16 protein-coding genes are annotated in these 9,960 nt (G+C 64.5%); 10 read left to right on the forward strand and 6 right to left on the reverse strand.

The window, feature by feature from the left end; all coding sequences use genetic code 11:
• Positions 1-23 precede the first annotated feature (23 nt).
• From NCN05_RS11045 to NCN05_RS11070, 7 genes are all read left to right on the forward strand, one after another.
• Positions 24-1,778 carry a sodium:solute symporter family protein gene (locus NCN05_RS11045; RefSeq protein ID WP_250398120.1) on the forward strand — a complete coding sequence of 585 codons (1,755 nt, stop codon included), beginning with the start codon at positions 24-26 and terminating at the stop codon, positions 1,776-1,778.
• Positions 1,779-1,808: 30 nt separating this feature from the next.
• Positions 1,809-1,934 carry a DUF8624 family small hydrophobic protein gene (locus NCN05_RS12555; protein ID WP_011365010.1) on the forward strand — a complete coding sequence of 42 codons (126 nt, stop codon included), beginning with the start codon at positions 1,809-1,811 and terminating at the stop codon, positions 1,932-1,934.
• 30 nt (positions 1,935-1,964) lie between these two features.
• Positions 1,965-2,777: a HEAT repeat domain-containing protein gene (locus NCN05_RS11050; RefSeq protein ID WP_114989424.1), complete on the forward strand. Its 813-nt coding sequence runs from the start codon at positions 1,965-1,967 to the stop codon at positions 2,775-2,777.
• A gap of 75 nt (positions 2,778-2,852) precedes the next feature.
• Positions 2,853-3,056: a DUF2997 domain-containing protein gene (locus tag NCN05_RS11055; RefSeq protein WP_115010030.1), complete on the forward strand. Its 204-nt coding sequence runs from the start codon at positions 2,853-2,855 to the stop codon at positions 3,054-3,056.
• Positions 3,056-3,448, forward strand: a complete 393-nt coding sequence (locus tag NCN05_RS11060) for a DUF1257 domain-containing protein (RefSeq protein ID WP_011365007.1) — start codon at positions 3,056-3,058, stop codon at positions 3,446-3,448. Before NCN05_RS11055 ends, NCN05_RS11060 begins: the two co-directional genes overlap by 1 nt.
• Positions 3,449-3,451: 3 nt before the next feature.
• Positions 3,452-3,802 (forward strand): ferredoxin, encoded by a 351-nt coding sequence (locus tag NCN05_RS11065; RefSeq protein ID WP_250398128.1) that lies wholly within the window; start codon positions 3,452-3,454, stop codon positions 3,800-3,802.
• Positions 3,802-5,001 (forward strand): aldo/keto reductase, encoded by a 1,200-nt coding sequence (locus NCN05_RS11070; protein WP_250398121.1) that lies wholly within the window; start codon positions 3,802-3,804, stop codon positions 4,999-5,001. The genes NCN05_RS11065 and NCN05_RS11070 overlap by 1 nt, the downstream gene beginning before the upstream one ends.
• Positions 5,002-5,010: 9 nt before the next feature.
• Here the strand turns inward: NCN05_RS11070 and rsmG are convergent, their stop codons facing one another.
• The gene (gene rsmG, locus NCN05_RS11075) at positions 5,011-5,742 is read right to left on the reverse strand and encodes a 16S rRNA (guanine(527)-N(7))-methyltransferase RsmG (RefSeq protein ID WP_250398122.1); all 732 of its coding nucleotides are present in this window, start codon (positions 5,740-5,742) and stop codon (positions 5,011-5,013) included.
• 25 nt (positions 5,743-5,767) lie between these two features.
• Here rsmG and NCN05_RS11080 point away from each other — a divergent pair, with 25 nt between their 5' ends.
• Both NCN05_RS11080 and NCN05_RS11085 read left to right on the forward strand, forming a co-directional pair.
• The gene (locus NCN05_RS11080) at positions 5,768-6,307 is read left to right on the forward strand and encodes a J domain-containing protein (RefSeq protein WP_284500669.1); all 540 of its coding nucleotides are present in this window, start codon (positions 5,768-5,770) and stop codon (positions 6,305-6,307) included.
• The gene (locus tag NCN05_RS11085; RefSeq protein WP_250398124.1) at positions 6,249-6,521 is read left to right on the forward strand and encodes a DUF3143 domain-containing protein; all 273 of its coding nucleotides are present in this window, start codon (positions 6,249-6,251) and stop codon (positions 6,519-6,521) included. The genes NCN05_RS11080 and NCN05_RS11085 overlap by 59 nt, the downstream gene beginning before the upstream one ends.
• 11 nt (positions 6,522-6,532) lie before the next feature.
• Here NCN05_RS11085 and bioA read toward each other — a convergent pair whose 3' ends face one another.
• Positions 6,533-7,831, reverse strand: coding sequence for an adenosylmethionine--8-amino-7-oxononanoate transaminase (bioA, locus tag NCN05_RS11090; protein ID WP_250398125.1), 1,299 nt, complete (start codon positions 7,829-7,831; stop codon positions 6,533-6,535).
• Between the two features lie 16 nt (positions 7,832-7,847).
• Between bioA and NCN05_RS11095 the strand changes: the two genes are divergently transcribed.
• Positions 7,848-8,123: a hypothetical protein gene (locus NCN05_RS11095; RefSeq protein ID WP_502988815.1), complete on the forward strand. Its 276-nt coding sequence runs from the start codon at positions 7,848-7,850 to the stop codon at positions 8,121-8,123.
• A 4-nt stretch (positions 8,124-8,127) separates the two neighbouring features.
• Here NCN05_RS11095 and NCN05_RS11100 read toward each other — a convergent pair whose 3' ends face one another.
• The 4 genes from NCN05_RS11100 to NCN05_RS11115 all read right to left on the reverse strand — a co-directional run.
• The gene (locus NCN05_RS11100) at positions 8,128-8,283 is read right to left on the reverse strand and encodes a hypothetical protein (RefSeq protein ID WP_170951106.1); all 156 of its coding nucleotides are present in this window, start codon (positions 8,281-8,283) and stop codon (positions 8,128-8,130) included.
• Complete coding sequence (gene bioD, locus NCN05_RS11105) at positions 8,280-8,939, reverse strand: dethiobiotin synthase (protein ID WP_250398130.1); 660 nt, start codon at positions 8,937-8,939, stop codon at positions 8,280-8,282. The genes NCN05_RS11100 and bioD overlap by 4 nt, the downstream gene beginning before the upstream one ends.
• Positions 8,936-9,700 carry a methyltransferase gene (locus tag NCN05_RS11110; protein ID WP_250398126.1) on the reverse strand — a complete coding sequence of 255 codons (765 nt, stop codon included), beginning with the start codon at positions 9,698-9,700 and terminating at the stop codon, positions 8,936-8,938. The genes bioD and NCN05_RS11110 overlap by 4 nt, the downstream gene beginning before the upstream one ends.
• A partial coding sequence (locus NCN05_RS11115; RefSeq protein WP_250398127.1) for an alpha/beta hydrolase family protein occupies positions 9,682-9,960 on the reverse strand: 279 nt, incomplete at its 5' end. The genes NCN05_RS11110 and NCN05_RS11115, both read right to left, overlap by 19 nt.

A 9,960-nucleotide genomic window follows, 5' to 3' on the forward strand; every position in this document is an offset into this window, starting at 1 on the left:
CTGCTGAGGAACAGGGTCTGCGCATGACAGCGATCGATTGGCTGCTTCTCGCTGCTTACCTCGTTCTCACCCTGGTGTTGGGGTTGTGGCTGGCCCGCCGCAACAGCGGCGAGGCGGATTATTTCGTGGCTGGCCGTCGTCTGAACGGTTGGTTGGCCGGCGCCTCGATGGCGGCCACCACCTTCTCCATCGATACGCCGCTTTACGTCGCCGGCTTGGTGGGTGCCCGCGGCCTGGCGGGCAACTGGGAGTGGTGGAGCTTTGGTTTGGCCCACGTGGCCATGGCTGTTGTCTTCGCACCCCTCTGGCGCCGCAGCGGTGTGCTCACCGACGCCGCCTTCACCGAGCTGCGCTATGGCGGAGCGGCGGCGGCTTGGTTGCGCGGCATCAAGGCTTTCCTGCTGGCCGTGCCGGTGAACTGCATCGGCATCGGCTATGCCTTTCTCGCCCTCCGCAAGGTGGTGGAAGCGCTGGGGCTGGTGTCGGGTCAACCCGCAGCACTGGGACTGACGGACACGATCTGGCTCCTGATGGTCGTGGCTCTGCTTGTGATGAGTTACACCGTGGCCGGAGGGCTCTGGGCCGTCGTGGTCACCGATCTGGTCCAGCTTGTGCTGGCGTTGGCGGGTGCCCTGGCCGTGGCCGCGGCTGCCCTCCATGCCGCAGGAGGGATGACAGCGCTGTTGGAGCAACTGCAGGCGCTGCAGCGGCCGGAGCTGCTGTCCCTGGTGCCCTGGACCTGGGATGACGCGGGCTTCCACTGGTTGCAGGGCAGTGGCATCAGCATCCCGATGTTCACGGCCTACATCGCTGTGCAGTGGTGGAGTTTTCGCCGCAGCGATGGGGGTGGCGAGTTCATCCAGCGCATGCTGGCCACTCGGGATGAGCAGCAGGCGCGGCTGGCGGGTTGGGTGTTTCTGGTGGTGAATTACCTCGTGCGCAGCTGGCTCTGGATCGTGGTCGCGCTGGCGGCCCTGGTGTTGTTGCCGGCTGGTGCTGATCTTGAGCTCGGCTATCCAGCCCTGGCCATGCAACTGCTGCCCCCGGTGGCGCTCGGCCTGGTGGTGATCTCTCTGGTGGCGGCGTTCATGAGCACCGTGAGCACCTCGGTGAACTGGGGAGCCAGCTACCTCACTCACGACCTCTATCAGCGCTTTGTTCGCCCCTCTGCCGGTTCGCGGGAGCTGTTGCTGGTGGGACAACTCACCACGGTTCTGTTGCTCGTTCTTGGGGTGATCACCGCTTTGATCAGCGACAGCATCGGCACGGTGTTTCGGCTGGTGATCGCGATCGGGTCCGGCCCCGGTGTGGTTCTGGTGCTGCGCTGGTTCTGGTGGCGCGTGAATGCCGCGGCGGAGCTGTCGGCGATGCTCTGCGGCTTCTTCGTTGGGGTGTTCACCTCGGTGGTGCCCCTGGTTCGGATCGAGGATTACGGGGTCCGCATTGCTGTGATCACCGGCCTCTCCGCTGTGGTCTGGTTGACGGTGATGCTGAGCACACCGCCGGAATCGAACGCTGTTTTGGAGCGGTTTGTGCGGACGGTGCGTCCTCCGGGCCCCGGGTGGTCACGCTTGCGCCAGCGCTTCGGCGTCATGCCGATGGAGTCGTTGCCGGCCATGCTGCGGCGCTTCGTGCTGGCCTGTGGTGTGTTGTTTGGCGGCCTGCTCGGCACCGGAGGCTTCCTGTTGCATCAACAGTGGAGTGGCTGGATCGGTCTGTCGGTGCTGATCCTCTCGATCTGGCAGCTGCGGCGGCGAGTCGATGCCGTGCCCTCTTGAGCAGAATGACGCCTTGATTGGCCTGTTCCGGTGTCGTTTTTTCGTTCCACGCTTCTGCCGGCTCTGATTGTTCTTCTGTTTGCCCTGGCGTTGTTCGCTGTGAGTGCCCGCATCTGGCTTCCCGGTGACATGCTGGCTCCAGCCCCGATGGGTTGAGTCCTGGAATGGCTCCCGTAGCATCCCCGCATGACTGACGACCGCAGCCAACAGAAGGACCAGGGGCTGTCCAGCCTCTCTGTGGATCCTGATCTGTTGGCGCGTGAGCTGGCGGCGGAAGACGACGTTGATCCGCTTGATGCAATCCAGCTCGATGACGCCGAGCAGGATTCCTCCCTTGAGATTGCCCGGGCCTGTGACCAGGGCTTGGTCTTGTTGCGTGGCAACCACGGAGAACGGCTGCAGGGCCTGCAGGTGTTTTGTGAACACCGTGATCCCCGTTCGATTGCCCTGCTGCTGCCCTTGCTCCAGAACTCCTGTCCGGTGGAGCGGATGAGTGCCGTCTACGCCTTGGGCCGCAATCCATCACCGCCGGCTGTTGAGCCGCTGTTGCAGCTGCTTCAGCTCGATGCCAATGCCTACGTCCGCAAGGCTGCGGCCTGGAGCCTGGGCAATTTCCCCGATGCTCCGGTGCTCAATCCGTTGATCCGGGCGCTGCAGACGGATGTCGCAGCGGTGCGCCTCTGGTGTCCGGGATCCCTGGCGGAAGCCGGCAGCCGTTCCCCGGTCAAGGCCGACCCCGCAGCGGGGCAATTGCTGGTGAGTCTGCGCATCGACAGTGAAGCGGTGGTGCGCAGCAACTGCATCTGGGCTTTGGGCCGTTTGATGGATCAGCTGGTGCAGCCGCGGCAAGCCGAGATCGTTGAAGCCTTGGTGAGTGCCCTGCTCCATGACGGGGAGATCTCCGTGCGCGATGAGGCCAGAACGGCCCTCGAGCAGCTGGAGGATCCGCTGGTGCTGGAACGCCTGCAGGCTCTGATCAACGACGGTTTCATCCTGTAGCGCCGCTCTTGTAACGGCAAACGCAACATTCAGGGGTGACCCCCACTAGATTGCTGCGCAAATCACGCTTCTTCGATGCCCCAGAAGACCATTCGTTTCACCATTCGGCCTGACGGCCGTGTGGAAGAACGGGTCGAGGGTGTTGCTGGTGAAGCGTGCCAGCAGCTCACTGAAGAAGTGGAAGCTGCTCTTGGAACGGTTGAACGTCAGGAGTCCACATCCGAAGCGTTTCTGCAGCCTGAGGTCCAGTCCCAGTCTCTTCCCGCTCATTTGAACTGATGTCGCATTTCAGCACCGTCAAAACCGAACTGCGTCAGCTGGAGCCTCTGGTGAAAGCCCTGGAAGACATGGGCTATGCCCCTGATCAGGGTGAACGTCCCGTGCGCGGCTACCGCGGCCAGACCGTCACCGCTGATCTGGCCATCGCCGTGCAGGACGGTGGTGACATCGGTTTCCGCTGGAACAGCGCATCGGAGTCCTATGAGCTGGTCACCGACCTTGATCTGTGGAAGCAGCAGATTCCTGTGGAGCGTTTTCTCTCCAAGCTCACCCAGCGCTACGCCCTGAATACGGTTCTGGCTGCCACCACCAAGGAAGGATTTCAGGTTGCCGAGCAGACCCAAACCGAGGATGGTTCGATCGAACTCGTGGTGACCCGCTGGGACGCCTGAATCCTGGCTGATCCTTCGTCTCACGCCTTTTCCGCCCCCGCTCGCCCGCAGGAGCATGCCACCGGGAGGGAACCCCTGCTCGGGGGAGACATGCGCGATCGGGCTGTCTGGGTGGATGAAGCCGTCTGCATCGGCTGTCGCTACTGCGCCCACGTGGCTGCGAACACCTTTGTTGTTGAGCCGCATCTGGGACGCTCAAGGGCCATCCGACAGGACGGTGACTCCACCGAATGCATTCAGGAGGCCATCGACACCTGTCCTGTGGATTGCATTCACTGGGTTCCCTTTGAATCGTTGGAAACGTTGCGGCAAAACCTGATTCGCCAGAATCTGCAACCCCGTCCCCAGGGTTGATGGCGCTTCCCACCCGCCGATTCGGCCGCACGGAGCTTGAGATCCCCCTGTTGTCTCTCGGGGGAATGCGCTTTCAGCAGAGTTGGACCGACCTTCCTGCTGATGAGATCACGTCTGCATCGCAGACCCAGCTCGAGGCGACCCTGAAGCGCGCGGTGGATCTGGGCTTTCACCATGTGGAAACGGCGCGGCACTACGGCAGCTCCGAACGTCAGCTGGGCTGGGCCCTGCCGCGTACACCCGATCCCTCCCGTCTGCTGCAGAGCAAGGTGCCTCCCCGGCCCGATGCCGACGCCTTCGAGGCTGAACTGGAGCTCAGTTTTGAGCGGTTGGGCTGTGATCGCCTTGATTTACTGGCCATCCACGGCATCAACCTGCCGGAGCATCTTGAGCAGACCCTTCAACCCGGGGGCTGCATGGAGGTGGTGCGCCGCTGGCAGGCGGAGGGCCGTATTGGTCACGTGGGTTTCTCCACCCATGGCTCCACCGCCTTGATCGCACAGGCCTGCGACTCCGGTGCCTTCGATTACGTGAATCTGCACTGGTATTACATCCGCCAGGACAACGGCCCTGCCTTGGATGCGGCCCGACGTCAGGACATGGGGGTGTTCATCATCAGTCCCACGGACAAGGGCGGCCATCTGCACACGCCATCCCAACGGCTGTTGGAGCTGTGTGCACCGCTGCATCCCATCGTCTTCAACGACCTGTTCTGTCTCCAGGATCCGCGGGTGCACACCATCAGCGTGGGAGCGGCCCGGCCGGAGGATCTCGAGCTTCACCTGGAGGCGTTGCACCTGCTGCCGGAGGCAGCGTCCTTGGTTGCTCCAGTGGATCAGCGGCTTCGGCAAGCGGCTGATGAAGCATTGGGTCGTGACTGGATGGCCACCTGGTCCGTCGGGCTGCCGCCTTGGCATGCGACGCCTGGGGAATTCAACCTGCCGGTGTTGCTTTGGCTGTACAACCTGCTGGAGGCCTGGGATCTCGAGAGTTATGCCAAGGCCCGCTATGGGTTGCTGGGCTCCGGCGGCCACTGGTTTGCCGGGGCCAATGCCGATGGCTTTGATGCGGAGGTCAGTGCCGAAGAGCTGCAGAGCGTCCTGCAGGAGAGCCCGTGGCGTGAGCGCATCCCAGAGATTTTGCGCAGCCTTAAGCAGCGGCTCAAGGGCGAATCCCAGATGCGCTTGTCGAGCGTCTGAGCGTTCCTCTTAGCTCCCCAGAGGATCCCGGCTGGGTGTTCCCACGGCCCTTGGGTAGCTGCGGGGGCAGGGGCCGATCCGTTGCACCCGCAGCAGATGCCGCGTGCCGCGATCACCGGGCAGTTGCCGGTGTTGCACCTCGATCAGATGGCCCTTAAGCAGCCGCAGGGCCCTGTTGAACGGCACGGCATCGCTGTCCGTCCACTGGCCCCGATACAGCAGGGCCTGGCCGTCGCTCTTCAGCAAGGGCACCAGGTATTCGGCCACCACGGGAGCTGCTGCCACAGCCCGGGCCACGGCGCGATCGAAGCTGCCGCGGAAGTGGCGATCGCGCCCGGTGGTTTCGATCCGCTCGGTGCGGACCCGCACCCGATCGGCAAGGCCCAGGCTTCCGGCCATGGCCTCCACGGCGGCGGTCTTGCGTCCGACGGAATCCAGCAGGGTCACCTGTGCCTGGGGAAGGGCAATGGCGATGGCGAGGCCGGGGAAGCCTCCCCCGGTTCCCACATCAATCCAGTGCTGCGGCTCGTCTGCTGACTGGAGTTCCGCCGCCAGCGGCCAGAGGCTGTCGAAGACCTGACCAATCCAGAAATCGTCGCCGTTCACCAGGCGCGTCAGGTTGACCCGTTTATTCCAGCTCTGCAGCAGGCCCTGAAGCTCCATCAGCTGGTCGCGCTGCGCCTGCGATGGCTGCCATCCCAGGGCGTCCCAGAACGCCGGTTCAGGCGCGGTGGCGGCCATGGCTGCAGCAACAACTCTTCTTAGGATGAAGGACCGGCCGTCCCCTGTGTCCGAAGCCCGCCCTAGCCATCACGAACGGCTTGGCGTGCGTCCCGGGGTTGACGCTGAAACCTTGCGCCAAGCCTTTCGACGCCAGTCCAAGGCCCTGCATCCCGACACCACGCAACTGCCGCCCGAGCAGGCCAGCATTGCGTTTCAGCAGCTCAAGGAGTCCTACGACGTTCTGCTGCGCCAGAGCCAGGCAACCCTCAGTCTTGGCGCCCAGGCGCCGTCATCGCCCCCTCCACTGCAGCGTGAGTCCCGCCAGGATGCCTGGCAGGGCATCGGTCAACGCAGGCCCCTTTCCGGTGGGGAATGGTTCTCGCTGGTGCTGTTGAGCATCGCGCTGTTGCTCAGCCTGGTGCTGGGGTTGGGGGTGGCGCTTGCCCAGGGCCGCGATTGGCAGGTGTCGCCGAGTTGGCTGGCGGATGAGCAGACTCAGAACACATCCGTGCGTACGCAACCTGATGGCCGCCCTGCCCCCGGAGAGCACCCCGCTGAATCAGCACTCTCTCCCGGCGCTTGAGGCTTGGCTCCAGCAGCTGGGTGCCGTCCGCATGGACGACAACCCCTGCCAGTGGATGCTCGAGCGTTCTCAATGGCGAGCGTTGTTGCTGCTGGAACGGGAGGACCTCAAAGTGATCTGGCACCCGGGTTCCCTGGAGGCGATGGTGCAGTGTTCGCTGCCCTATGGCCTCTCCAGGGCCGATATCGAGGCGGCGATTCAGGCGGGGCCCTGAGGCCAGCAGCTTCAGAGCTGATCGAGGGCCTGTTCCAGCACCGAATAGCAGCGTTCCAGCTGGGCATCGCTGATGCAGAGCGGTGGCAGCAGATAGACCACCTGGCCCAGGGGGCGGAGGAAGACGCCGTTCTCCATCGCCAGCCGTTTCAGCTTCGGCCCCGCCGGGTTGAGGTAGCCCGAGCTCCCCTCCACAACGAGGTCGAAGCCGGCCACCGTCCCCGTCAGCCTGGGATGTTGCACCTTCCGATGGCGCGCCAACCGTTCCAGATGAGGACGATGCCGTTGTTCGAACTGTTGAAAGGCAGCGGGGTTGCGCTCCAGCAGGTCGAGGCTGGCGTTGGCCGCGGCGCAGCCCAGTGGATTGGCCGTGAAGCTGTGGCCGTGCCAGAGGGTCAGGCAGGGGTCGTCACCGACGAAGGCTTCGAACACCGCTTCGCTGGCCATGGTCACGCCCATCGGCAGACATCCACCCGTCAGGCCTTTGGACAGGGCCATCAGATCCGGCCGGATGCCCGCTCGCCGGCTGGCGAACCAGTCGCCGCAGCGTCCGAAGCCGGTGAGCACTTCATCGGCGATCAGCAGGGCTCCCGCCTGGCGGGTTCGTGCCTCCACCTGCCTCAGAAACTCGGGCCGCACCATGGCCATGCCGCCGGCCCCCTGCAGCAGCGGCTCGAGGATCACCGCCGCTGTCGGTGTCTCCAGCACGCGCTCGAGCACCTCGAGTGCCGCCGCTTCCTTGGCCTCCACGGCATCGTCGTCCCACCAGGTGGCCGGCCAGGGAACCCGGGCGACGGGAAAGAGCTTGTCTTCGAAGGGAGCGCTGAACAGGTTGCGTTCGCCAACGGCCATCGCTCCGAAGGTGTCGCCGTGATAAGCCCCCTCGAAGGCGACGATCTGATAGCGCGGTTGGCCCCGGTTAGCCCACCACTGGCAGGCGATCTTGAGCGCCACTTCCACCGCCGTGGAGCCGTTGTCGGAGAAGAACAGCCGTTGCAGGCCGCAAAGGCCGCTCAGGCGTACGGCCAGCTGTTCCGCCGGCTCATGGGTGAAGTCGGCAAAAATCACCTGCTCGAGGCGGGCGGCCTGATCGGCGATGGCCTTGGCCAACACCGGATGGGCATGGCCGTGCAGGGTGACCCACCAGCTGCTGATGGCATCGATCAGGGGCTCGCCTTGCTCACGGATCAGCAGGGCACCGTCTCCAGACACCACCCGTTGGGAGTTGGCTGCGCTGGCCATCTGGGTGAAGGGGGGCCAAAGATTCGGATGGCGGATCGACCCCATGGCAGCAGCGGCAGCTTTTGCCATATTGAATCTGGAGCTGTTGGAGATGCCCCGGATGGCTGCCCCACGCACCCGTCGTCAATCCAAGCGTTTTGTTCCCACCACGCGACCTGAGCCGTCGGCCAAGCGACGTCTCGTTGTCCCTGAGGGCGACTGGCAATCGATTCGCAGTGATCTAGAGCTGCGGGGTTGGTCGTCGTCCCAGCTGGAGGTGATCCAGGCTGAACTCAGTCACGGATGGCCGCTTCGGGTGGCCGTGCGCCATGCCGCGATGCGTCTGGGCACCTGCCCTACCGGTGCAAAGGCCCTGGGTTGAGGGGTCAGCGGCAGACGTCGCTGTTCTTTTCCGCCTCTGTGGCGATGGCGCTGCAGTTCACCCAGCGCACCAGCTGCACCTCGATGTCGGTGAACAGCACCAGAATCCCAACGCAGAGTGCTGAAACAGCCAGGGTCGCGAGGGTTTGACGTGAAGTCACGGGGACGAGCGCTTCAACATGTCTCGGAATGTAGTGGTGAGATTCTGCTCGTGCCAAAGCCGCTCCAGAACCGTTGCTGAGAGCGAGGCCTGGGGCGGGAGCTGCGCTAGAACGGGGACTTCTCCGAACTGCTTGAGGGTCCCCGGGTTGTCGGCATGGAGGGGGCCGTTGAGGATCAGTCCCAACACCGTGAGATTCCGCCGTCTCAACGCTTCCAGGCTGAGCAGGGTGTGGTTGAGGGTGCCCAGTCCACTGCGGGCTACCAGAACGATGGGCAACTGCCACTCCACCAGTTGATCGATCTGGAGCCAGTTGCGGGTGAGGGGCACCATCAACCCTCCAGCCGTCTCCACCACCAGGGATCCCTGATGCTGGGGAATGGCGAGTTGGGCAGGGTCGAGTGGCGTTTCGTCCAGTTCGGCGGCCCAGTGGGGGGAGACCGGCTCTCGGAAGGCATAGGCCTCGGGCAGCATCCGTTCCGGCGGGAGGTTCAACAGCTGCCGCACCCGTTCGCGGTCACCGCCGCCCTCCAGTCCGCTCTGCACCGGTTTCCAGTAGCTGGCCTGAAGCCCCTGCACGAGCCATGCGCTCACCACGGTTTTGCCGACGTCCGTGTCGGTTCCGCACACCACCAGGCGACTGACGCTGCCGTTCATCGCTTCACAATCAGGACCCACATCCTCCAGGTCAGGGCGAACCCGGCTGATGCATCGGCTTGGGGCCAAGCCCGGAAGACGGCCTTCCATTGGCCTGGGGAGAGCTGGCCCCCGTTGGTGACGGAGGCGCCGATGGTGCTCATCGGTCGCAGCAGCCGCAGTGGATTGGCGGCGCGTTGGGTGAAGCTCAGGCACTCGTCCCGTTGCACCACCCCATCAGGTATGGCTGCCATCAGTTGCTCCCGCACCGGCATGGACAAGGCCGTGCAGGTTTGATTCGCTGCCCGGGCGGCGTGCTGCCATTGCGGAAAACTTCCAGCCACCGGCACCGCCAGGGCCAGCCAGCCCCCCTTTGGCAGGGCATCCACCCAACGCCGAAGCTGCTGGGCTGGATCCGGCAACCAATGCAAAACAAAGCTGGAGGCCAGCAGTTGCGGAGGCTCACTCCAGTTCGGTAACCCGCGGCTCAGGTCATGCCGCAGGGTGTGGGTTCCATGGGGGTGGCTGTTCAACATGGCGGCACTTCCGTCAAGACGGATCACCTGCTGCCCTGGATGAGCGACTTCCAGGGCTGCGGCCAGATGACCGGTGCCGCTGCCAAGGTCAGCCCACAGGCCGCGCCGGATGGAGCAGCGACGGCTCAGTTGGGCCAGGCGCCAGGCCATGGCCCGTTGCAGCAACGCTTCGTCTGCGTAGGTCGGTGCTGCGCGACTGAAGCGCTCCAGCACCTGGTCGGGGCGAATCACAGGGCCCCCAGCCATTGCTGCACCACCGAGAGCACCGTTGGTGTGATCAGGGCGTGGCCCCAATTCGGATCCCGATGCAGGGTCAGCGGCTGCGCTCCGAGGTCATCGATCAGCTGCTGTGCCGATGCGGCGTGCACCACAGCGTCCTGTTCGCCCTGCACCACCAGCACAGGCACCGCTTCAGGCCAGCCCGTTGGCAGGCTCTGGCAGCGCACCAGAAGCTCCAGATCCTGCTGCAGCCGCTGGCGCCCCAGGCTCGTCAAACCCTGCAGCAG

The organism is Synechococcus sp. MU1651 (genome assembly GCF_023630635.1).
In the GTDB taxonomy this organism is placed as follows: domain Bacteria; phylum Cyanobacteriota; class Cyanobacteriia; order PCC-6307; family Cyanobiaceae; genus Parasynechococcus.